Source organism: Raoultibacter timonensis, from assembly GCF_900240215.1.
In the GTDB taxonomy this organism is placed as follows: domain Bacteria; phylum Actinomycetota; class Coriobacteriia; order Coriobacteriales; family Eggerthellaceae; genus Raoultibacter; species Raoultibacter timonensis.
The window spans coordinates 2,344,984-2,369,030 of sequence record NZ_LT964679.1; the positions used below are offsets into that span (position 1 = coordinate 2,344,984).

Below are 24,047 nucleotides of genomic sequence, written 5' to 3' on the forward strand. Positions count from 1 at the left end.
TTGATACTAATGCCGTTACATTTACGTCATAGAGGCAACACGCCACACACATAGAAGCAGGTCGAACAATCGCTATTCAGAGCTCCGACTATGCTTCGAAGCGAGTTTAAGAGAAGTTTTAAAAGAGGGAACCCTGCTCGGGAGGCGCCGAGTACTCGTAGAGCACTTCCCCAAAACGATAGTCGACGAGATGCGATACATAGTCCTTCAAAGAGGCAGCGTACACTCTGCCCTGTTGGCGCATGAGCGCGAAGGTTCCAACCATGCCGACGCATTCGCCCGCCACCATCGTGGACGACGGATTGTCGGGTTCGTTGATCGATCCGGCAAGTACGGACTCGTCGCGACTGTAGTACCGATCAAGATCGATGGGATCGGTCGGCTCCAAGCCAAACGTATCGCGTACCGTCTTGCGCATGATGGCCGAAGCTTCGGCATGATCATGGGTCTGGGTGGTGAGCAGGCGGTATTTCACGCTCGGCAGCAAGCTCTCGTAGATTCCCTGCGTCGAGCAGAGCTTCGCCTCCCACTCCCGGGCGGCATACGCGCTTTCGCATTCCTTGAGGATCATCGCAGAACGGGCACCCTGTTCGAGCAGCCGGAGCTTACCGCGGGCCGCCGACGTGATACCGACCTTCAAATGCCGGGGAGAGAAATAGGCAAGGTAGACGATATGCGGGGTATCGTTGTAGGCGCGTTGCTGAGCGGATATGCCGCCGCCGTTGTAGAACGACGGATTAAAGCCGGTTTTGTCGGCGCAGGCCGGGCAAGACGTTTCTTTGTAACCGTCGGGAAGCTCCTGGCGACGCTCGCACATCTCGCGTTCCTGCGTCATGAGGTTGTAGGCGCCTACGCAAAACCGTTCAGGGTGCTTGACGATCGTGAACGTTTCCCCCTCGATAGAGTGCATCGTACGCGTTCCCTCATCGAGATCGTCAAGCGCGATGCGGGGTCCGTCGAACCCGACGCCGAGCCACGAGAGCATGTGCCTTCCCAAAGCATATCCTTTCCGAACGGGTAACCTAAAGCGGCGCCGCAGCTGCAGCAGTGTCGGCAACCGAAACAGCATCGATCCGCAAGCCGATTCGGCAAACGACCGGCAAACCGAGCCGTCGGTTCGTCCGATGACCAGGCAGCGCCCACTTAGTAATCCAAAGTTTACTTTTAGCTATATGATAGCTAATTCATCGCCTTTACGCTCGCCAATCATGAAACCATCATGAGAACCGCGTGCCTGCTGCCGCCATTTCTCGAGACTGCGCCCGCAAGGAAACTCAGCCGACGCCCGTGCATTGAAATGATTGGCCTTTCCCGCTGCGAGGCTGCGGTCAACCAGCAGCGAGCACCCCGCAAACGGCAGATAGCGGTAGGCAAAACGGTAGGCAAACCGCACCCGGCGAAGCTGCGCCGCGCAGCGAGAACCGATGACTAAACGACTCCGTCTTACGCCCGAATCCAGCCTACTCGAACCGATCCACGAAATGCCAGATGACCGCTGCGGATGTGGGTGTGCAGAGCTCGCCCTCGAGCAGCTCGCCGCATACGGGGATGCCGCGAGCGATGATCGCCGCCGTTGCGGGTGCGGGGATGTCGAGCTCACCGTGAGCGCACCGCACCTTCCCGCTGCCGGTCTGTACGGGCGTTGCCGTGATTGTATCGGGATCGAGCGCCTCGATGGCAAGCGCTATGGCGAGCACGTTTTTGACTGCTTCGCCGTTACCCACCTCGTGGAAATGGGTTTGCTCGACCGCGCAGCCATGCGCGGTCGCCTCCGCCTCGGCGAGGATTCGGTAGACCGCGCGCATATCCTGCTTGACGTGCTCGCTCACCGCAAGGCCGTCGATCGTCGCAAGCACTTCGGCAAGATCGTGATGGTGCTTATCGGGAACGCCCGCCCGATCGGCACGCTCGGTGATCACGGTGCGGCTTTCGAGCGGCAGGCGTCCGAGCAGGTCGCTGAGAATATCCCGTCTGCGCGCCGTCTTGGTAAAATCGAAATGAAGTTCGCCCATCTATGCTCTCGCTTTCACGTGATTGATCATATGCGCCTGGTATCCAGCGCCGAAGCCGTTGTCGATGTTGACGACCGAGATTCCGCTCGCGCACGAGTTGAGCATGGCGAGCAATGCAGCGACACCGCCGAAGCTCGCGCCGTATCCGACGCTCGTGGGCACAGCGATGACCGGGCACGATGCCATGCCGCCAATCACGCTTGCGAGCGCTCCCTCCATGCCCGCCACCGCCACAATCACGTTCGCATCGGCAATTTCTTCAGCATGGGAAAGCAGGCGGTGAATCCCCGCCACCCCAACGTCGTAGAGGCGCACGACGGCGTTTCCGAGCATCTCGGCGGTGATGGCAGCTTCTTCGGCGACGAAAAGATCGCTTGTACCTGCCGCCGCCACGACTACCGAGCCGTTGCCGTCGGAATCGGGCGCCGTACCCACGATGCCGATGCGCGCGATGGCGCGATAATCCAGCGTCGGCACGAGCGCGGCGTCAACCGCGTTCGCCTTTTCCTCGTCGAGCCTGGTGATGAGAATGCGGCTCTGCCCCGCCTCGATCATCGCTTCGCAGATGCCGATAATCTGCTCGGCGGTTTTACCCTCGCCGTATATCACCTCAGAAACGCCCTGGCGAATACCCCGATGGTTGTCGACCGAGGCGTACCCGAGCTCCGTCACCGGCGCAACCTTGAGCACGCGAGCGGCGTCGCCCGGGGTAACGCTGCCTTCGGCAACCCGCTCCAAGAGTCGCACCATATCCTTTTGTTCCATATGCAACCGCCTTCTTCCAGGATTGCGAAACGCGCCGTGCGCCCCCGCAACCCGCTGTTTTCCTATCGTGCGGGGCGATTATCCCCGGTGGCGGGCACCGTTCCCGTGCGCTCTATACCGCTGCACTCGTTTTCGCCGCACCTCATCCCGCTTCGATCCGCCCCGCTGCTTCCATCCCGTCACGCTCCGTTTCGCCGCGCCTCGCCTCGATGCGCACTGCTCCGCCGCGTTCCGCCTCGCCGCACCTCGCCTCGTCGTACCCCGACGCGATATGGCCCAGACCGTGCGCCACTCGATCGAGCTCTTCTTGCGTAATGAGCACGCCTTCAGGCACCTTCGTGGCGTAGCACGAGAAATTCGGTTTATCGGCTGTCGAAAGCCCGATCGCACGCGAGCGCACCCGCACCTCTTCTTTCGCGAGCCCCGCTTCGCGCAATGGCGACACCACGCCGAGCTCATCGAGCGCCCTGAACCCAGGCCTGCGCGAGGGGTCGTCGCTCGCATTCGTGCCGTCGACGAGCACCGCTCTGCCGTCGCGGGCCATGTGGTCGAGCACCGTCCCGAAGATGAACCGCTTGCAGAGATAGCAGCGATCCCACGGATTCGCACAGATTTCGCCATGCGAGAGCACATCTGCTTCGATCAGCTCGAACTCGGCCCCCGTCTCGGCAACGATGCGGCGCGCATCATCGACCTCGAACGTCGCCTGAAACGCCGTCTTGACCATGTAGGCTTTTACATCGACGCCCGCAGCCACCATCTCGGCAAGCAGATACGACGAATCGCAGCCACCAGAAAACGCGAGGCCGTAGCGAGCCCCAAGGTCGAAAGACAACGCGCCCGCTTTGCCAGCAACGTTAGCCGCTGCCGGCGAAACGCCTGGAACCGCATCCGCCGAGTCGGATGCGCGCCCCGCCGCGGGCACCATGCCCACCTTGCCAATTGCTCCGTTTGTCATACGAGAATTCTCCATACCATCATTATTCCGAAGTCACCTCTGTGATGCAACGCAGCGCATTGAGCGAGCGGGGATATCCGACGAAAGGAACGAGTTCCGTCACCGCTCCCACGAGCACCGAGCGGCCGTTCCCCACGGCGAGGTTGCCCCTCGCGTGCCCCGTAAGCTGCGGTTCGCAACCGCCGAGCGCAAGGATGAGCGCAAAGGTAACCAGTTCGCGTTCGGCCACATCGAGCCCGCCGCGGGTGTAGTAATCGCCGAAGCAGTTCGCCGAGAGGAACCGCTGGATGTGGAGCTGGTCGGCGGGAGCGCTTTCGTAGGCCGCATCGATCGCCGGGCCGAAGATGCCCCTCTGTACGGCCAACCCCTCGTCGAAACGCGTTTCGGCATCGGTCGTCGCCTGGCCGGCAAGCGGCAGCTCGATACCCCGTTCGGCGAACACCTCGTTTGCGGCGACGATGTAGTCGTAGGCCTTCGCCATCCCGACGTACGCGATCGCGTGATACGAGATCTCCTTGGCTTCAACAGGCGTCATGCCCGCATCGAGCGCATCGGAGAGCATCGCCTTGTACACCGTGACCGACTGGCAGGCTATGAGCGCCGGGAGCAGCACGAGGTAGCGCGTCTTTTCGTCGAGACCGCTTTCCGCGCGCGCATCCCCGAACGCGAACCTCTCGAACAACTGCACGAGTTCGGGATCGGTTCGAGCAAGATCGCCGCTCGTTTCAGAGAACAGATTCGAAATGCAGCCCATGGGCCTATCTCCTTCCCTCGCTTGCACGGCTTTACTCGAACAGCTCTTCGGCCGCATGCATTTTTCCGATGATGTCCACCCCGAACGGGCAGTTGGGCTCGCATGCGCCGCATTCGACGCACTCGCTCGCCCTGTGTTCGAGCAACTGGTAATGGTCGCGCAGCGTATCGGGCACGGTTTCCTGCGGAAGAGCCAGATCGACGAACTTGTTCACCTGGGCGATGTCGATGCCGCTCGTACAGGGCGCACAGTGCCCGCAGTACATGCAGCTTCCCTGGATCGAGCTGCGCGGACCGCCCGCGATGATCTCGCTGTAGTCTTTCTCCCCATCGGTTGCCTGAGCGTACGCGAGCACCGCATCGACCTGCTCGATCGAGGCGAGCCCCACCGGCACCGTTGCAACCGCAGGACGCGTCAAGCAGTAGTGGATGCACTGCACGGGCGTCATGGCCCGGCCGAACGGCGAACGCGCGCCGTCGAGCAGCATGCCCGCTCCGAGCGCCTTCATGACGGTAACCGCCACGCCGCTCGTCTCGCAAAGCCGGTAGAACTCCTCGCGCTTCGGGTCGATGCCCGTGAAATCACGGTCGTAGGCCTCTTCGGTGAAGAAGGTGTTCACATCGTCGGTTGCGGGCAGCATGTCGTAGGCGGGGTTCACACTGAACAGGATCACGTCGACGATTCCGGTCTTCGCCACCTCGATTGCGATATCGGTGTTGTGCGTGGACAGGCCGATCGACCGGACGGTACCCTGGTCCTTGAGCTTTTTCGCGTACGCGATGAGCGGGCCGTCGAACACCGCGTCGAAGTCAGCCTGCTCGTCAACGTAATGGATCATGCCGACATCGACGTACTCGAGCTGCATGCGCTCGAGGAAATCGGCAAACGACGCACGGCACACATCCATGTCGCGTGTGCGGTAGTATTGGCCGTCCTTCCACGCCGAGCCGATGTGGCCCTCGACCACGAAGCTCTCGCGCGGGTAGCGCGCGAGAGCCCGTCCCACGTTGCTGCGCACGTCGGGGTTCGAATTGTAGATGTCCACGAAGTTGATGCCGCCCTCAAGTGCGCGGTCGATGATCGCCTCGCATGCCTCGTAGGGCTTGTTCTCGAAGCCCTCGCCGCCGATCCCGACAACGCTTACCTCGATGCCCGTTCTTCCCAGTACTCGCTTTTCCATATCCTCGTCTTTCGTCTTCGCTGAATCGTCTGCACCCATTGAAACCCTTGGAGCGCACTCCAAGTCAAGAGGATTCGAGAAGAAACTTCGGGAAAGCACGGCAGGCCACGGAGGCAGTCGAGCTATTTGGCGCTCCCGCTTGCCGCACGTTTCGCCTTGCGCACGAACGGCTCGAGACTCACAATGGCGATGCCGAGCCAGACCAAGCCGAAACACGCCGCGTGCGCAAGCGTGAACTCCTCCCCGAACAGAAACACGGCCGCAACGAGCGCGAGCGTGGGACCGATGTACTGCATGAATCCGAGAATCGTCATCGACACGCGGTTTGCCGCCGCCGAGAAAAGCAACAACGGCACGGCGGTGAGCACGCCCGCACCTGCGAGCAGCGCCGCCACAACCGCGGGGTCGGTTGCCGCCATCGCGGAGGGCATGGCCGGCGTCAGCTGCCAGATGGCGGGAAACGCGAAGCCCAGCGCGAGAATGCCGATGCCGATGATGCCCGTGATCAGCGATTCGAGCGCCATGCCGGGCAGAGCCGGATAACCGCCCCGCTTCTTGACGGTTCCGTATATGCTGAACGTGATCGCGAGGGCGAACGAAATCCAGATCGCGCCTCCATGGGCCACGATGAAGAACACGACCCCTGCCGCAGCAAGGGCGGTTGCCACCTTCTGCCCCGGCGTCAGACGCTCCTTGAACACCACGATGCCGCAGAAGATGTTCGCCAAGGGGCACAGGTAGTAGCCGATGCTCGTTTCGAGCACGTGGCCGCTATTGACCGCCCACACGTATATACCCCAGTTCAGCGAGACGATAAGCCCTGATGCGAAAAACGTTCGCAACGCGCGGCCCTCATGGGCGAGGTACAGGAACTTGACGCGCTTCACCAGCACGCAAAGCGCCAAGATGAACACCGCCGCCCACACCATGCGCCAAGCAAGCACCTGAAATGCGGGCACGCCCGAGACGAGCTTCCAGTAAATCGGCATGAGTCCCCAGATGACATGGCAGAACAAGGCTTCGAGAAAACCTGTTCTATCGGTATGCTGTTCTTCTTGCACCACCGCTGCCGCACCCCTGGTTCATCGACGATCGAAGCAGACAGCATACCCGTTTTCGCAATTCTTAACAAACCTCGAAATCTCAATGCACGCCGATCGAGCGTATTAATCGATCGGCTGCAGAACAGACGGACCAAACCCGCATCGATCGGGCATGGCCGCCCATTCGATCGCGCGCGAAAGGCAATCTTTACGATTTCCTAATACTGCCTTGACGTTTTCCGAATACCGATTTTGGATCATAGTTGCATGCCGTTAATCGAACCATCATGCAAGGAGTGCACCATGGAAGCCACCGCGACAATCAGACAAGCCGAGGCAGCCCCCGCATCGTCTCTCAACCTGCCGCTTCTCTTCTGGCTGTTCGTCGTCGGCTCGATCGCGGGACTCGCGATCGAAACCGTCTACCATGCGGTCGTCTTCGGCGGATACGAAAGCCGGGCGGGCCTCGTCTGGGGGNATGCCGGGCAGAGCCGGATAACCGCCCCGCTTCTTGACGGTTCCGTATATGCTGAACGTGATCGCGAGGGCGAACGAAATCCAGATCGCGCCTCCATGGGCCACGATGAAGAACACGACCCCTGCCGCAGCAAGGGCGGTTGCCACCTTCTGCCCCGGCGTCAGACGCTCCTTGAACACCACGATGCCGCAGAAGATGTTCGCCAAGGGGCACAGGTAGTAGCCGATGCTCGTTTCGAGCACGTGGCCGCTATTGACCGCCCACACGTATATACCCCAGTTCAGCGAGACGATAAGCCCTGATGCGAAAAACGTTCGCAACGCGCGGCCCTCATGGGCGAGGTACAGGAACTTGACGCGCTTCACCAGCACGCAAAGCGCCAAGATGAACACCGCCGCCCACACCATGCGCCAAGCAAGCACCTGAAATGCGGGCACGCCCGAGACGAGCTTCCAGTAAATCGGCATGAGTCCCCAGATGACATGGCAGAACAAGGCTTCGAGAAAACCTGTTCTATCGGTATGCTGTTCTTCTTGCACCACCGCTGCCGCACCCCTGGTTCATCGACGATCGAAGCAGACAGCATACCCGTTTTCGCAATTCTTAACAAACCTCGAAATCTCAATGCACGCCGATCGAGCGTATTAATCGATCGGCTGCAGAACAGACGGACCAAACCCGCATCGATCGGGCATGGCCGCCCATTCGATCGCGCGCGAAAGGCAATCTTTACGATTTCCTAATACTGCCTTGACGTTTTCCGAATACCGATTTTGGATCATAGTTGCATGCCGTTAATCGAACCATCATGCAAGGAGTGCACCATGGAAGCCACCGCGACAATCAGACAAGCCGAGGCAGCCCCCGCATCGTCTCTCAACCTGCCGCTTCTCTTCTGGCTGTTCGTCGTCGGCTCGATCGCGGGACTCGCGATCGAAACCGTCTACCATGCGGTCGTCTTCGGCGGATACGAAAGCCGGGCGGGCCTCGTCTGGGGGCCGTTCTCCCCCATCTACGGCACGGGAGCCGTTGCGCTCACCATCATGGCCAACCGTTTTACCCGCGTGAACGCCGTAGCCGTATTCCTCGTTTCGGCATTGGTCGGCTCGGGCGTCGAGTTCGCCACGAGTTGGCTCATGGAGGTTTTGTTCGGCGCCGTCGCATGGGACTACAGCGATACGTTCGGCAACATCGACGGACGGGTGAACCTCATGTTCGCCGTCATGTGGGGGACGCTCGGACTCGTTTGGACCCGCCTCGTCATGCCCCTCATCGATCGCGTTGCGGGCAAAATCGATTGGGAGGGTTCGGCGGTTCGCGTACTGAGCATAGCGAGCGCCATCTTCATGGTGCTCAACGTGGCCCTGACCATCCAGGCCTTCGCGCGCGAAGGCGCCCGGGCCGACGACCTGCCCCCCGCAACCCCGATCGATCACTTTCTCGACGAGCAGTTTCCTTCGACGTGGATGCAGGAGCGCTTCGAGAACATGAGCATATACGGCTCCAACCTGCGCTGATGCTGATAAACGCCCGCAGGAAGAGAACGCCGGCCCGATGCGAAGCCCCTTTTCTCCGAACCTCTCCGGTTAAGTAGACGCAGGTCGAACACCTGGTACTCGAAGTTCGATGCGCCGCGGGCCGATGCCAGGCACCCGACGCCCGACGCCTGGCTCCCGATGCTTGACAACCGATGGCTGACAGCTGACGGCTAATGTCCGATGTCCGAGGGTTGACGTCCGATGTCCGAGGGTTGACGTCCGATGTCCGAGGGTTGACGTCCGATGTCCGCCAACCGCCTCCGTGCGAGGAAAAAGCGGCGGGTAGAATAGATGCTAGCTTCCCTTTGCCTGATCGCAAGAATCGGGTAGCCTGAATACGCTCCCAAAACGTCGCACGAAGGCGGTTGGCGGACATCGAAGCGCAAAAAAGAAGACCGCGCTGAGCGCAAAGCCGCAAGGGCCGAAGCGCCCGCCAGCACAGAGCGGAAGCGAAGCCGCCCCGCGTATCCGCTGCAACAAACCCGACTCGGGGCAGCGTTGACGATTCGCCAATAAAGCCTCTGGAGTTTCGCGCCCGATCAGATCGTTGCCGCAGTGGATGAAAGGCCCGCAAGGGCACTCTCATTCTGCGTTACCTCTGCCATACAACGCAGGTCGGGCTGGACACGCCGCACCGCGCCACCTCGGATGAGAGCGCTCCGCTATCTCGATCGATCCCGAACACCACCACCTCGTCGCTGCGCTCGTTCGCAACGGCGAGCATGGTGCCATCGGGCGAGAGCTCCATATGGCGGGGCCACGAACCACCGGATGGAAATGCACCGCGCAATTCAAGTGCGCCCGATTCGGCGACAGAAAAAACGCAGACCTCGTTAGGGCCGCGAACCGAAGCGTAGAGATAGCGCCCATCGGGAGAAAACTGAACGTGCGCAGCAAGCGCTTCGCCCGCATATCCGCTTGCCACAAGCGGATATGCAGCCAACGGCTCCCAAGACGCCAAGCCCGTCTCGCCGAGCCGGTACACGATCACGTGGTTGCCGAGTTCGGTGATGAGCGCAGCCAGCGGAAGCGCGGGATGGTATGCCACCATGCGTGGTCCTTCGCCTGCAAAAACGGGCAACACGCGTTCAGGATTCTCGCGAAGCTCCCCGTCCTCCTCGACCGTGTAGGCCACAAGCTCATCGATGCCGAGATCGACGGCGATGAGCAAACTTGACTCGGGCGCAAAGCCCACCATATGAACATGCGGGTTTTCCTGGCGCTCGGGATCGGCGCTCGAACCTTCATGCGCAATAGGAGAAATGCCCGCCCCGAGAGATCCGTCGGGCAGAACGCGGCATCCAGCGATCGACCCGCTCTCGTAATTGGCTCCGTACACAAACGCTCCCGTCGGATCAAGTGTCACCTGGCAGGTGCCGGCGCCCTCAGCGCAATACGTGCCGGCAAGCTTCACGGACCCGTCTTCTTCTACGGCGAACGCGGACAGGCAAGCACAATCGGATCGCTCGTTGGCAGCAAACAGGCGCCGGCCGTCCAAGAGCAGGTACGACGGGTTCTCCGTTTCTGCATTGGCTTGAACGGCCGAGCACAAACCGCGTCCGGGATCGAGCGCGAGCAGATAGATTCCCTCGGGTTTATCGGCCGATGTGTATGAGCCGACGTACAGCCGACAATCGCTGTGCTTTTGCATTCCTCGCCCTCGTTTCGCTCACCGATGATCGGACAAGCATACGCTCGTCGCCGACCCCGGCGAAAAACCGAAACGAGGGCTTTACCGTTTGGTCATTGGCACGTTATGGGAGCTAGGCAGCCCAGCGAGCCGCAGAGCCAACGCAGAGCACGCGGGATGAGGGGCGGAACACGCGGGCACGTGGGGGCACGCCGGGCACAGAGTCCGGGTGGGCGCGAAGGCACGCGGGGGCGAGGGGGGGGGACATGCGGGGACATGCGCAGGGCAAGGAGGTCGAATGCGGAATGCAAACGCGGGAGACGTGGAGTATCCACTGCCCGACTCCCGGGCAGTGCTGCACACATGAGCCCAGAGACCTGTTTTTACGTGTTTTTGCTCGTTGTGTTGTACCTGAAGCTTAGGCGTTCAAACGCTCGACGCGCTGAGCTGGGCTTACGTGAAAGCCGCCTAAACGACCTCAGCCGTCCGGTCGAAATCGAGCGTGAAATGGGCTCCAAACGCAACACAAAGGACAAAAACACGTAAATGAGCTGTCGCAAGACTGCCATCGGCACGCCCCCATGTCGCCTGATGGGGATTCGGCGTTTCGGATTCGGTGTACCGGGTTCGGTGTATCGGGTTCAGCAGGGATCGGCGTTTCGGGTTCAGCAGAAATCGGCGTTTCGAATGCTGCAGAGTTCAGCAGAGTCCGGCGGCACCCGCCGAGGCTGAGCGGCTTCAACCCGCTGCGCGCATGACCATGCGCTTAACCTCGTCACGATATTGAGGCCGAATCAGATAGTACGCATACGCCTCGAGCACGGTTTGGAATGCCACGCCGCGACCGACGATCTTGAAGTACCCGATGCCCGTCTCCCCGTGGAGCATTCGCACTTCGTCGTCGGTGAAGATAACGGGGTGCCCGGACTCATGGTCGAAGAAATCGGCTTTGCTCGCCACGCACTCGAACGGGCGCATCCGGCCGCTTTTCTGATCTTCGCTGTTGTGCAGATAGTGTTCCTGGCGATGTGGGCACCGATACGCGCAGAACTCATTGACCATAATCTCGACCTTATCCTTGTCCTCGATGGTATCGATGAACGCACGGTCTTTGTTGCGGTTATAGTTGAGCACCACGTAGTCGTAGCGCTTGGTCATGCAATTGATCTCATCGATGTCGTCGATCGCACGGGTCGTAGAAAGCACGCACCGCATCCCGTAGCGGTTGCGCACATAGTCGCCAACATCATCGGAATACACGATCGCCTCGCCGCCGTAGCGACTCGCTGCCTGCAGCATGACATTGAGGTACCCATCGGCAAGATCGTCCTCGCTCGCGAGCATATTCGTGAGCGTCAGCCGCGCTTTTACGCCGTGTTCGGCGAGCAGTGAGAACGTCTCCTCCATTTGCGACGGCGTGAAGCGCTCGCGGATGAAGGCGCGCCCGCCGTTCAAGGCGCACCCGGGAAAGCAGCCGTACACGCTGTCGATGGCAACACCGTCCTGAAAACAGGCGGGCTGCTGTTCGATCAACCGAATGAAGAACAGGTTCAGCCCCAAACCCACCGTGAAATCCGGTAGCGTGTATTTCATCATGCTCAGCACTCCTCGTCGCATCCGTCTCAGGCGGCCGGCTGACCGACTCCCGAGGTTAGAACATGCACATTTCCAGATCGTCGCCCAGCATCGCATGCACCTTGTCGAATGCCGATGCAGGCCGGCTCGGTTCCCAATCGGGCTTCTTCATCGCGTAGCACACCGCTTGCCTTCCCATGAACTGTGCAATGGGAACGCAGCCGCTCACCTCAATGGCATTCACCGGGCAAATGCCCTCGCACAGGCGGCACTGCACGCAAACACTCGGGCGGTGTACGATGCCGAACGCGTCATCCTCGTCGAGTTTGGCGATGGCGCCCGTCGGGCAGAACACCGCGCACATCCTGCACGAACTGCACCGTTCGGTATCGATCGCCATCGCGCCGATGACCCGCGAATCCACCGTGTCGGCAACCGGCTCGCCCACATGTTTGAGGTAATTGTACAGGCGAACGCGCCGCGAGGGGATGAAGTGCGAGAGCGCGCCGTCGGCGCCGACCTTGCGATACGCCACGGGAGCCGCAGCATCGACCTCGCCCAACCGAGATGCGATCTCGTGCGAGACCGCATCCGTTGCCGCCTCTTTCGACCCGTCCTTGGCCGCGCGGAGAAAATCACGCCGCGAAACACCTCCTTCCGTCGCACCGCACGATGCATCCGTCCGCCTGGCACCTTCAACCATCACGCGCTCGGGCAGTTCGTCGACCAGCGAAATCGGCATCGCGCTGCCGAAAGCCGCCAGCAGGTTGTGCGCGCTTTCGACCACGGAGCGAGCCATCTCGCCTCCCGGCCCATGCGGGCAGCTTTCGCAGGTGCCGCACACGAGCGTCGTATCGTGGGCCCTGTACGCCGCGATGCCCGCAAGCGCCGACTCGTCGATACGACCGAGGCAGACAACCTCGACTATCTGGCCGGCATCGACAACGGCTCCACGCTGCACCCGGCGACGTTCGGAGTCCGTCCCGCCTTTCGCCGCTCGAGCCGATGCAGCGGCCAGCGCGGCTTCACAGACGATGACGGGATGTCCCTTCGAGCCCGCGATCGCCCGCTTGATCGATGCCGTGAGCTCCTCATCCGTCGGCGTGCGGATCTCGATTGCGCAGGTGGGACAAGCCGTTGCACACGTGCCGCAGCCGATGCAGCGGTCGGGTTCGACCGCGAGCTCGTTGCCGCAGTACGCAAGCGCTCCCGAGGTGCAGGCGTCCACGCAACGCAGGCAGTCGGCGTTGCGGTTGCGCACCGTTATGCAGCGCTCCTCGTGAACGGCGATCTTGTCGCTCTCGATCGAGCCGAGCACGGCTACCAAGCTTTCGATAATCGACATGGCGCTACCTCGTTTCTTCCAGCGTCGGATCACGGAGCACCGCAGGCTCGACAGACTCGCCCGAACCGGAAGCCCCGCCTTGCACCAACACGACGCTGCCCGGACGCAGGTTCTTGCTCGGAATCAGCGGGAATGCAATCGAGCGCTCGGGACATGCATCGGCGCATGCGCGGCACTTGCTGCAATCGTTGAGCGTGGTTTCACCTGCGGCGATGTCGTGCAGGTTGATGCCTTCGGGACATGCCTTCTCGCACAGGCTGCACGCTTTGCCCTGCGACTCCTTCAAACACGTGCTCGCATCCACCTGCGGACGAAACATCTTGTTCGGGCCGCTGAACAGCGAAAGCAGCGCGCCGAGCGGGCAGAAGCGCTGGCACCACTTCGGCAGAAACACGATCTCCGCTACGATGATGGCAGCGAAGACCACGATCGTCCACGTGGTTTCGCCGAAGGCGAACAGGCGCATCCCGAGCAGCACCGTCGCAAACGTCAGTCCCACGGGGCACACGAGGCAGAACGCCGGGAAGCCGAAGACGAGCGTGGAGCCGAGCGCCGCAGCGAGGATGCCGTGGCGGCTGTCGATCTTGATGCCCTTGGCCATGCCGCACGGCGTCTTGCACGTGGCGCATCCCGTGCGCCCGATGGGCTTTTCGGCTTCGCCGCCTGCGCCCCGCGACTCGGCAGTACCGACGTCCACCGCTGCCTGCGATCCTTCGGCAGGCGCGAGCGTCGAATCCTGCAAGCTTTCGGTACCCGCAAGCCTTGCATCACGCTGGCTTTTGCTCGTAGCGCATACGCCATCCCGCTCGGGGGCATCGCCCACTGCGCCGTCGTGCTTCGCCGCACCTTCGCCGACGTTTCGCTTCGCACGCTTTTCCTTGCGCTTGAGCCCCGCCATGAAGTGCACGGGGCACACCCACGAGCAGAACACCTTGCCGAGCACGATGCACACGACGAGCACGACGATGACGCTGATTGCGGCGAGCGGGATGAGCGTCTTCTCGGACAACATGACCAGCAGCGCTCCGAGCGGGCACAGCAGCGTGATGGACCCGAATCCGATGCCGCTCAGGTTGCCGATGCCCGCAGAGGTGAAGTAGCCCACTGCCACAACGGCGAGCACTCCGAGCATCACGACCAGCCGAATCCGCAAACTCGTTTTTCTCTTCACGGCTCTATTCACCCGCTTCCTCGGTCGGCACGACGATGATGGCGCGATCGGTCGCACCCGCCGTGATCGATCCCGCTGACAGCGATATGCACACGAACTCGCACGCGCCGCAGCCGTTGCACGCCTCCGTATCGACGATGGGCACGTGATCGGCACCGAGATCGAGCGCCTCGTACTGACACGCATCGACGCACTCGTGGCACCCCATGCCCTTGGCCGCCAAGCACCAATCGCGGTTGAGCACCGCTTTCCCAATGATCACCTGTGCCGAATCGACCTCTTCGAGCGCATGCGTGGGACATGCGGCGATGCACTTCGGGCCGCCCGGTTCCATCTCGCAGAAATCGCACCAGCCGCCCTTGAAGTTCATGCGCGGCGTGCGGGCGTTGAGTACCCCATGCTCGATGTGCCCGGGGGCGATCGCGTTTTTCGGGCACACCTCGCGGCATTTCTCGCAGTGCAAGCAACCGCTCACCAGGTGCGCTTCGTCCTGGCCTCCCGGCGGGCGAAGCAACGTCTTGCTCGGCAGGTACTTCGCGCCGCCGAGACCCACGAGCGCACACGCGCCTACGGCGCCGATCGCGAACGTGCGGCGCGACATACCCGTCGCCTTGCCCGTGCGCTTTTCTTTCGCCACGCGCTCGCTCATCACGCGATCCCTTCTACCAGGCTCTTCTCTTCAGGGGAGCCGGAAGCATCCGAGCGATAGGAATCCGCCGCGTCCGGGACATCCACCTGAGCGACGCTGGCGGCGTCCGGGGCATCCGCCTGAACGACGTCTGCGACGTCCGGGGCATCCACCTGAGCGACGTCTGCGGCATTGAGGTCTGCGGCGTCCGCGCCAACCGCTTTCTCGCTCTCGTCCCTACCGGACAGCACATCGTCCAAGAACTCCAGATCGTTTTGCAGAAATCCGCTTGTCAGCTTACCGAGGCCCCGATAGAAATCGGTCCGAGGGAACTTCTGCATATCGTCGGCCATCATGGGATACCATGCGAGCAGATGATCTTCGAGGAAGTTCTTCTGTTGCAGAAGATGCTGCGCGCATGCATCCTCGTCGCCCGCTTCGTACGCCTTGAGCGCACGTTCGGCGAGGATCTGCTCGAACTCGAGCTCGAGGGCGATGTGATCCTCCCCTTCCTTCCAGTCTTCCTGCTTGTCGAGACCGGCGGCGTGGTACAGCACGAGCACCTCGTCGCGCGCATCCTGCATCATGAGGCGCTTGGGGCTCGTGTACACCGATTCGAAGGGATAGGCCGCTGAGTAGCCGTCGTTGCCCGATCCGATGAACGCGCGCACGAAGTCGACCGCGAGCTCGGTGAGCACCGTGCCATCGGCCTGGCTCAGATACGTGCAGATCATCCGATAGCCTTCGTCGACGAGATCGTTGCCGGTGTTCGCCGGAAAGCGCATAGCTACGAGCGTGTCGTAGAGCTCCTGGTCGACCTCCGAGCGGAATAACCGCGAGAGGAACTGGTAGGTGGCCATGCGGCCCTGCAGTACAGGGGAAAGATCGATGTCTTGAACATGTGTCATGAGTTAGCTCCTTTTCGCTTCGAAAACGCCCGATTCAAGTACGGCGCGGCCCAGGTCGGTGACGACCCAGGCATCCCGCCAGCGCACAGCGCCTGTCTCCTCGAGCCTGCCGAGGAAGTAGCCGCAGAACCGGCGCGGCTCCTCGCAGAGCGGATCGTGGTCGATCGCCTGGTCGAGCTCCTTGGTAGGGCAGCCGCCCTCGCGCCCCGCAAGCTCGAAGATGCGTTCGTAAAGCGGCAAGTAGCGTTCCTCCTCGGTGATCGTCTGCACGATGAGTTTCTCGCTCTTGCGTGCAGCAACGACATCGAGACCCTCGCGCGTTGCCCGGTAGAGCGAAGGCGGCGCGGGCTTCACCACGATATAGTCGTCCGCAGCCGTGGCGGATTCAAAAGCGGCTCCCTGTACCCCGGTGTCTCCCGAAACAGGTTCGCCCTCGACCGAAGCGTCCGCTTCCGCTCCCAAGCGCTCGAGCGCTCCCGCGCGCACGAGCAGCTGTACGATCTGGGGGACGTCGTATACTCTCGTCTTGGTGGGGTACGCCGCCTCGACATCGGCGACGACCGTATCCATGTCCTTCGGTTCGTCGGCGCAGCATTCGACGGCACGCAGGATACGGAACTGCTGCCCGGGAATGCCCTTGAGCAGCTTGTCGATGCGCACCGCCGCCGGCAGCTCTACACGCTCGGGCACGCGGGAAAGCTCGGCATCGGGAATGGGCGGCAGGTAGTCGGTTTCGGGTTGCTCATCTTCGCCCGCCAGCTCGAGATCAGCCAGCGGATCGAAGTCGTCGTCGATTACAAACACGTCAAGATCGCTCATGGTAACCAGTCCTTTCACAGGGTCGTCGAAGCGTAGAGAACACGGGTTTCGAGTTCGCGCGGAGCATCTTCGGGCACGACGAGCGCCTCATCGGACACATCGGCGAACTCCGAAGGGGTCACGGCGGCGCAACGAACGCCGTCCTTGACGTAAACGCGAGAGGTTTGCATGGAAAGCACGCTCGCATTTTCAAGGCGATCACGGGTGAAGCGCGAACAGACCGTCTCGTCGCGAGCTGTCTGGAGCAGATCGACGAACAGCAGCCGTTCGCGAGCCAACGCCACCCGGCGGTGGTCGACCGTATGCTTGTCGTCAACCGCATCGAGCGCAGGAAGAAACCCGTTCACGAGCCCCGTAACGAACGTGACGGCAGCGCTGCGGCCATGGCAGTACCGGTATGGGGCAATCGTCACGGAGCCGCACGGACGGATGTCGTCCGAAACGCCGAATGCGCAGCGGGCAAGACGCTCGATATCGGCATGCGCGGCATCGCTGCCGAGCAGCTCGACCGCGGATGGCCCAAGCGGCATGTTGTGCGCCGCGAACAGTTCAACCGCTTCGTCCCGCCCGATCGACGAGCAGGCGGCGCGGAGCTCTTCGAGCTCGTCGAGCGGCGCATCGAACTTGCCGAACACCGTGGTCGCCCGTTCGTCATCGGACACGGCGCGCAACGAGGCAAGAGCCTCAGCCACCGTGCAGTTGCGATCGCGCGCATACGCCATCAGCTCGAGGAACGCATCGGAGCGCAGCAGCCAATCGCCCAATCCGAGCCACGAGCGCAGCGCGGTGATATCGTGCGGATCGAGGTAGAGCTTGAGAAACGTCGCCAGCTTGATTTCACCGTTGCGGCCCTCGGCACGCGGATCGCCCTTGATCTTCACCGAGCCGCGCTCGAAGTTCGACGGCACACCGATCTCGGCCAAAGCGGCTTTGATCTGGCTTCCCCACGTGGGGTTCGGCACGGCGACGAGCACATCGCCCGGAGGGGTGCCGGTAGCGAGGCGCTTCCGTACCGCCCGGGCAACGAAAGCGAATTCCGCTTCGGGGCTATCGAGCACGACGCTCTTTCGCGGCGCAACCCGTCTCTCGGTTTCGAGCACAAACGACGCATCGCACGATGCCGCAAGCTCGTCGAAACCATCGAAATGAGGATACGGCTCCTCGGCGTTCGCGACGGGCAACGCGCTTCGCACGGCGACGAGGCCCGACGTGGCAAGGTAGCGGATAAGGCGCTGCGTTGCCTTGCTCAGAGAACCGTAATCGTCGACGATGAGCGCAACGGATTCGGGCTCGATACCCGCACCGACAAGCCCGCGATACGCCATCGACGGTACCTCGCAGGGAAGAAGCGCTTGGCGCACATCGAGGTTTTCGAGGAGGATCGCGTGCACGGTCTGCTCCTCGGAAGTAACGAGCCAGCCGTCGTCCTCATCGGCCGTATCGCTTATGCTCTTGTAGAAGAATTTGAGCATCTCGCGCAGCCGGCCCGGCTTGAGCCCGCTCACTTTCACGTCTTCCATGAGCACGTCGTGCTCGTTTTCGTCGAGCACCCGCGCACTGCGTCCGACGGCACTCTGCACGCGCGGGTCGGCCATGGCTTCGAGGGCGAATTCGCGGGCGGTCACCACCGCATCGCCGCCAAGCTCGCGGGCGGTCGCCACCGCATCGCCGCCGAGCCCATGATGCGAGGCAAGCGCCGCGCGGTAACGAGCAGCAGATACGTCATCGGGGCACACGATGCGAGCGGGCGTACCGTTGTGAACGAGGTGGGATGCCTTTGCGATGAGGGCGCTGATTACGTCGTCGGACGCACCGCGTTCGACGCACAGGCATGCGCCGTCTTCCTGCTCAAGCAAGGCTTGCGTCAGCTCTTCGACTGACGTGATTGGATAAGCACTCATTTGCGGTCTCCATCCTAAACAATCGGATGAAGCCCTCTGCTCCGAAGCTCCCCAGCTTCATGTTCGTGCTTTCAATGCTGCCAGTATGCCCGACCCGTCGAGGGGCGTCTACGATCATTCCGAAACGGAATAGACCAAATCGAGCGCTTCCTGCTTGCCGCCTACCCCGATCTTACGGTACACGCGGCCGAGCAGCTCGGCCACCTCGTCGCGCGATAGGCCGAGTTCGGCTTGAATCGCCTCGAAGCCGCTTTCCTCGAGGTAGAGAACCAATGCGCCGACCTCGCGCTCATCGAGCGCGTACTTGCTCGCCATCCTCCGGCACGCGCACCGCAGGGCCGTATCGCGCCGAACGGGCATGCCCTGGGCGTGCTCCGTGAAACCCGATCCTGCACGGGACGCGCGCGACGCCGACGCGGGCTCGACCCCTTCGTGGGCGCTGCGCACGAGCGCCTCGGTTTCCGCAAGCAGGTTTGCGAATCGCAGGGCTTGGGCGTAGAGAAGCTTTCCCGCCGCGGTCATCGAGATGCCCGACCGGTCGCGCACGAACAGCTCGGCACCGAACTCGCGCTCGAGCACCGCCACATGCTTGCTCAGCGTCGACTGGGTCAGATGCAGCTCGCGTGCAGCCGCCGTGAAGCTGCCCCTGTCGGCAACCCGCACATATTCCTGCAGGTACGTCGTCTCCATCGCCCGCTCAGTCCCTCGTCCGCTCCGGCGCATCGAACAGCTCTTCCACAAGATCGATCAATCCCTGGCGGTTCTCCACGCCCACTTTATGGTAGATATGGCGAATATGAGTGCTCACCGTACCGGCCGAAATAAACAAACTTTCCTGAATGCGCGATATGGTCCTGCCCTGCAAGAGCAGCTGCAGCACTTCGGTCTCGCGCGGCGAGAGCCCGTAGCGTTCGGCAATGAGCGCGCCCGGATCGATCGGATCGGGTCCGCCTTCCGCCTCGCCCGCTCCTTCGCCCGTCGCAGACACACGCTCGAGGCCGTCGGCAACCACCACGGCATCGAGTTCCCCGATGCCGACGCGGATCAGATCGATCTCGGTGAACAGGAACAGATGGGATACGAGCAGCACGAGCACCGCCACGACTGTGAGCACCGCGAGGTTGAATTCAGAAACGCCGACCGCTTCGATCGTATGAGCGCACAGAGCTCCGAGCACTTCGCCGCCGTACAGGGCCACGAACCCGAGCCCGATAGCGCGGGTCGGACCCACGTTGAAGCTGCGCGACACGTTGATGCACACGACGCACAGCGCCGCGGTGAAGCATCCGTAGCCTCCGAATATGAATGCAGTCGAATACGTGCTGTTATCGCCCATGAACGGCGTGAACAGACACCCCGCGCACAAGAGGAGCATGGCGAGGCGATACGTGTACGAAACGCTGTCTCGGAACAGAAACACCGCGATGAGCGCCGTTGCAAGAGCGGCCAAAAAGCCCGCCAAGAACAAATACGTTCCGTATATGTCCTGCACCGCGTAGGTCTGATAGCCCGAGAGAACGTCGAAGAACCCCTCGATCGCCCCGAACAGGGCGGCTCCGAGCAGAGCCTTCACGAACAGGCCGATCGTCTGGCGGGAGATGACACCGCGCGGCGCGGAAGGAGCCTGATGCTCGTTTCGCTTGAGCCTGAGCAACAGCAGCGCCGATGCGGGCGGCAGCAGCACGATGGCGACATCGGCCGCGAGCGGCGGCACGATCGTCAACGCGAACGCGATCACGAACGCCGCGCACATGGCGCATGATATCTCGATGAGGGCGAGGCGACCTCCTCCCCCGGAAAACACCTCGATCCAGGCGAGGAAGAGCACCGCGGAGCTCGTGCCGGTCATGATGCTGCTGATGCCGAGCATGAGCATGCCCGTCGTGGTGGTCAGATCGGAGAACATGGTGAGCACACTGCCCGCGCACATGATGAGCGCCGCTCCAACGACCACGTAGCGGCTCGACCCCACGCGTTCGTCCCGGGGCACGAGGATGGCGATGAACAGCATCGTGACTACCATGGCGCACAGCGATACGAACAGGTTGATATAGAGCGATCCTCGCACATCGGAAGAAGAAAGATAGGGAACGATACTGTAGAAGACCATGAGCACCCAAACCCAGTTGAGCGAGAACCCGGCCACGCGTTTCAGCGAGACGCCCCGGCCCCAAGTCTCGCCCCATGTCGTTTGCAGACCGCCCATGCCCTCATTCTCCCCTGAGTCATGCGAAAACAAGCCTTTCCGACCCCTTATCGGATAGGTCGATTATAGGGAATAGCGCACCGACCATGATACGGCCTGTACTATTCTAATTTAAGAATAATTGAAGTAGTTATCTATTGTTTTTCCTGTTCAAAGGCGGGTCAAGAATTCTCATGATACGAAAATCATAAGAATTTATGATGCGGTCCATCCCCGTCTCCCAGGCTTTGCCCGATGTACGAGGCCCCATCGGATCCGTATGGTTGCTTCGTCGGCCGAGCCTGTGCGCTCGAAGTCGGCACAAGACGAAAACGAGACGAGAAGCAAGGAGGAGGAGTATGGGTAACCTGACCATGTCACGACGCTCGTTCGTCAAGACAGCGGCTATCACCGGTGCTGCGGTTGCCGCGTTCGGCGCTTCAACGCACACCGCGCTCGCCGAAGATACGTACAGCGTGGTATCGGGCAACGACACCGTCGAAGTGAAGTCGTGCTGCCGCGGTTGCGGCAAGATGGAATGCGGCGTCAAGGTCATCGTGCAGAACGGCCGCGCGATCCGCATCGAGGGCGATGAGGGCGCGTTCCAGTCCATGGGCAACTGCTGCACGAAGTCGCAGTCGTCGGTTCAAGCGGCGTATCATCCCGACCGTCTGCACTACCCCATGAAACGCACGAACCCCAAGGGCGAGGAGCCCGGTTGGCAGCGCATCAGCTGGGACGAGGCGATGCAGACCATCGTCGACAACTTCCTGGAGATCAAGGCCAAGCACGGCGGCGAAGCGATCGCCTGCCAGGTAGGCACCTCGCGCATCTGGTGCATGCATTCGGAATCCATCCTGAAGAACATGCTCGAGACCCCGAACAACGTCGAAGCATGGCAGATCTGCAAGGGTCCGCGCCACTTCGCCACCACGATGGTATCGCAGTTCGCCATGTCGTGGATGGAAACCATCACGCGTCCGCGCGTGTACGTGCAATGGGGCGGCGCTTCGGAGCTTTCGAACTACGACGATTCGTGCCGCACCACCGTCGACGTCGCTTCGCGCGCCGACATCCATATCAGCTGCGATCCGCGTATGGCCAACATGGGCAAAGAAGCCGATTACTGGCAGCATCTGCGCCCCGGCACCGACGGCGCGCTCGCACTCGCGTGGACGAACGTCATCATCGAGAAGAAGCTCTACGACGATCTGTACGTGAAGAAATGGACCAACGCGCCGTTCCTCGTCTGCGAGGATATCGAGCCTTCGGGCTTCCCGACGGTTCGCACCGACGGCTCCTACTGGGACGTGCAGACGATCCTGCTCAAGGAAAGCGATATCGTCGAAGGCGGCAGCCCCTACAAGTTCCTCGTGTACGACAACAACTGGGAGAAGCTCAAAGACGAGGGCGTCGAGCATCAGTACGGCGCATTCACCTGGTTCAACGCTGATCAAGAGGGCAACATCGACGATACGGGCGGCTTCTGGGAAGGCGAGAACTACGATTCCGAGAAGGCGCGCGAAGGCCGCGAGGCGAGCCAGGATCACCTGCTGCCCGGCCAGACGCAGGGATGGCTTCCCGATCCGATGCCGTTCGATCCGGCCATCGATCCGGCGCTCGAAGGTGAGTTTGAAATCGAGCTCAAAGACGGCAAGACCGTGAAGGTCAAGCCCGTATGGGAGTACTACAAGGCGCGCGCAGCCGAGTACGATCTGGCTACCGCCGAGGAGATCACGGGCATCCCCGCATCCGAAATCGAGGCCGCAGCCACCGCCTACGGCGACCGCCTCGATCCGTCGAGCGGCTACGGCAACGGCGGCATCCAGTACATGCTGGCCGTCGAGCACGGCTGCAACGCCATTCAGAACTGCCGCGCGTTCGACAACCTCGTGGGCATCACCGGCAACATGGACACCCCGGGCGGCAACCGCGGCCCGACAATCGTGCCGATCGACGGCGACCTGCAGGGCTTCAGCGCCTGGGCGCCCGGCGCCTCCACGCCCCCGGCCGAGGTGAACGAGAAGCAGATCGGTGCCAAGAAGTTCCCGCTTTTGAGCTGGTGGCAGTACTGGTGCGACAGTCATTCGCTGTGGACCGCCGTGCTCACCAACGACCCCTACCCGGTACGCGCCCTGTGGAACGAGTCAGGCAACTTCATGAGCCAGTCGAACTCCACGACCGCATGGGAAGCGCTCCTTTCGCTCGACTTCTTCGTCGACCTCAACCTGTGGCACACGCCGCAGAACGACACCGCCGACATCATCCTGCCCGTCGCACACTGGATCGAGCTCAACTCGCCGCGCGCGAGCCAAGGATCCGCAGGCGCCATGGGCGCTACCGTCAAGTGCGTGCAGCCTCCCGCCGAAGCGAAATACGATCCCGAGATCGTCATGGACCTCGCCAAGCGCATGAACTGGCAGTGGACGAGCGAGCCCGGCAACGAGTGGCCCGACATCAATTGGCAACTCGACGATTCGATCAAGCTTTTGACCGACGACGAACTCACCTACACCACGTGGCACGTCGAGAACGGCGTTCCGACCTTCGAGCGCCATGGCGTTCCCATGGACGAGGTAACCCCCAAGTACAAGACCTGGGACGAGTACGTTGCCGCCTTCCAGGAGCACGGCTGGTGGCAGGCCAAGGATATCGAGCCGCGCAACTGGGGCACGTACCGCCGTTACCAGACCGGCGCGATGCGCGCACGCGACCGCGTGTGGGCCCGCCTCGACTATACGGCCGGCAAGGGCATCGGCGACTGGAAGCCCGGCTGGTTCACTCCCACCATGAAGCAGGAGATCTGGTCGACCGTCATGGAAACGCACCACCCCGAGAACCGCGACTGGTGGCTGCCCAGTTGGGTCGAACCCCCGCACGGCCCGAAAGACGGCGACCGCATCAAGGAGTACCCGCTGACCGCTACCACCGGCCGCCGCATTCCGGTGTACTTCCACTCCGAGCACCGCCAGCTTCCCTGGTGCCGCGAGCTCTGGCCCGTGCCGCGCGTCGAGATCAACCCGAAAACCGCAGCCGAGTACGGCATCGAACAGGGCGACTGGGTGTGGATCGAGACCGAGTGGGGCAAGATCCGCGAAGTGGCCGATCTGTACTACGGCGTCAAGGAAGACGTGATCAACCTCGAGCACACCTGGTG

At 62.0% G+C, this 24,047-nt stretch carries 18 protein-coding genes and 2 pseudogenes; 2 read left to right on the forward strand and 18 right to left on the reverse strand.

Going from position 1 to position 24,047, the window contains the following annotated elements:
* Positions 1-118: 118 nt before the first annotated feature.
* The 8 genes from C1722_RS10280 to C1722_RS10315 form a co-directional block, all read right to left on the reverse strand.
* Positions 119-997 carry a DUF2797 domain-containing protein gene (locus tag C1722_RS10280; RefSeq protein ID WP_180995142.1) on the reverse strand — a complete coding sequence of 293 codons (879 nt, stop codon included), beginning with the start codon at positions 995-997 and terminating at the stop codon, positions 119-121.
* A 463-nt stretch (positions 998-1,460) separates the two neighbouring features.
* Complete coding sequence (gene larC / locus C1722_RS10285; RefSeq protein ID WP_102379149.1) at positions 1,461-2,012, reverse strand: nickel pincer cofactor biosynthesis protein LarC; 552 nt, start codon at positions 2,010-2,012, stop codon at positions 1,461-1,463.
* On the reverse strand, positions 2,013-2,777 hold the full coding sequence (gene larB / locus C1722_RS10290; protein WP_102379150.1) for a nickel pincer cofactor biosynthesis protein LarB: 765 nt from the start codon (positions 2,775-2,777) through the stop codon (positions 2,013-2,015). It abuts the gene before it with no gap.
* Positions 2,778-2,919: 142 nt separating this feature from the next.
* Entirely contained in the window at positions 2,920-3,735 is an 816-nt protein-coding gene (larE, locus tag C1722_RS10295) for an ATP-dependent sacrificial sulfur transferase LarE (RefSeq protein WP_180995143.1), read from the reverse strand.
* 22 nt (positions 3,736-3,757) lie between these two features.
* On the reverse strand, positions 3,758-4,489 hold the full coding sequence (locus C1722_RS10300; protein WP_102379151.1) for a carboxymuconolactone decarboxylase family protein: 732 nt from the start codon (positions 4,487-4,489) through the stop codon (positions 3,758-3,760).
* Positions 4,490-4,520: 31 nt separating this feature from the next.
* Complete coding sequence (locus C1722_RS10305; RefSeq protein WP_219724295.1) at positions 4,521-5,708, reverse strand: aldo/keto reductase; 1,188 nt, start codon at positions 5,706-5,708, stop codon at positions 4,521-4,523.
* Positions 5,709-5,791: 83 nt separating this feature from the next.
* On the reverse strand, positions 5,792-6,733 hold the full coding sequence (gene rarD, locus C1722_RS10310; protein ID WP_102379152.1) for an EamA family transporter RarD: 942 nt from the start codon (positions 6,731-6,733) through the stop codon (positions 5,792-5,794).
* A gap of 264 nt (positions 6,734-6,997) precedes the next feature.
* Positions 6,998-7,732, reverse strand: a complete 735-nt coding sequence (locus tag C1722_RS10315; RefSeq protein WP_102379153.1) for an EamA family transporter — start codon at positions 7,730-7,732, stop codon at positions 6,998-7,000.
* Positions 7,733-8,014: 282 nt separating this feature from the next.
* Between C1722_RS10315 and C1722_RS10320 the strand changes: the two genes are divergently transcribed.
* Positions 8,015-8,707, forward strand: a complete 693-nt coding sequence (locus C1722_RS10320) for a putative ABC transporter permease (protein ID WP_102379154.1) — start codon at positions 8,015-8,017, stop codon at positions 8,705-8,707.
* A 613-nt stretch (positions 8,708-9,320) separates the two neighbouring features.
* Here the strand turns inward: C1722_RS10320 and C1722_RS10325 are convergent.
* From C1722_RS10325 to C1722_RS10375, 10 genes and pseudogenes are all read right to left on the reverse strand, one after another.
* The gene (locus C1722_RS10325) at positions 9,321-10,379 is read right to left on the reverse strand and encodes a lactonase family protein (protein ID WP_102379155.1); all 1,059 of its coding nucleotides are present in this window, start codon (positions 10,377-10,379) and stop codon (positions 9,321-9,323) included.
* A 717-nt stretch (positions 10,380-11,096) separates the two neighbouring features.
* The gene (locus C1722_RS10330; RefSeq protein WP_102379156.1) at positions 11,097-11,954 is read right to left on the reverse strand and encodes a hypothetical protein; all 858 of its coding nucleotides are present in this window, start codon (positions 11,952-11,954) and stop codon (positions 11,097-11,099) included.
* Positions 11,955-12,009: 55 nt separating this feature from the next.
* Entirely contained in the window at positions 12,010-13,278 is a 1,269-nt protein-coding gene (locus tag C1722_RS10335) for a 4Fe-4S binding protein (protein ID WP_102379157.1), read from the reverse strand.
* A gap of 4 nt (positions 13,279-13,282) precedes the next feature.
* Positions 13,283-14,461, reverse strand: coding sequence for a 4Fe-4S binding protein (locus C1722_RS17435; protein ID WP_244902526.1), 1,179 nt, complete (start codon positions 14,459-14,461; stop codon positions 13,283-13,285).
* The gene (locus C1722_RS10350) at positions 14,454-15,098 is read right to left on the reverse strand and encodes a 4Fe-4S dicluster domain-containing protein (protein ID WP_180995144.1); all 645 of its coding nucleotides are present in this window, start codon (positions 15,096-15,098) and stop codon (positions 14,454-14,456) included. Before C1722_RS10350 ends, C1722_RS17435 begins: the two co-directional genes overlap by 8 nt.
* A 221-nt stretch (positions 15,099-15,319) precedes the next feature.
* Positions 15,320-15,985 (reverse strand): annotated as a pseudogene (locus C1722_RS10355) (TorD/DmsD family molecular chaperone); the annotation flags it as partial.
* 3 nt (positions 15,986-15,988) lie between these two features.
* Entirely contained in the window at positions 15,989-16,804 is an 816-nt protein-coding gene (locus C1722_RS10360; protein ID WP_102379158.1) for a hypothetical protein, read from the reverse strand.
* Positions 16,805-16,818: 14 nt separating this feature from the next.
* The gene (locus tag C1722_RS10365) at positions 16,819-18,705 is read right to left on the reverse strand and encodes a DEAD/DEAH box helicase (protein ID WP_102379159.1); all 1,887 of its coding nucleotides are present in this window, start codon (positions 18,703-18,705) and stop codon (positions 16,819-16,821) included.
* Between the two features lie 114 nt (positions 18,706-18,819).
* The gene (locus C1722_RS10370) at positions 18,820-19,395 is read right to left on the reverse strand and encodes a LysR family transcriptional regulator (RefSeq protein ID WP_102379160.1); all 576 of its coding nucleotides are present in this window, start codon (positions 19,393-19,395) and stop codon (positions 18,820-18,822) included.
* Between the two features lie 7 nt (positions 19,396-19,402).
* Positions 19,403-20,911 carry a helix-turn-helix transcriptional regulator gene (locus C1722_RS10375; protein ID WP_102379161.1) on the reverse strand — a complete coding sequence of 503 codons (1,509 nt, stop codon included), beginning with the start codon at positions 20,909-20,911 and terminating at the stop codon, positions 19,403-19,405.
* Positions 20,912-21,501: 590 nt separating this feature from the next.
* Here C1722_RS10375 and C1722_RS10380 point away from each other — a divergent pair.
* Positions 21,502-24,039, forward strand: a pseudogene (locus tag C1722_RS10380) (molybdopterin-containing oxidoreductase family protein); the annotation flags it as partial.
* Positions 24,040-24,047: the final 8 nt, after the last annotated feature.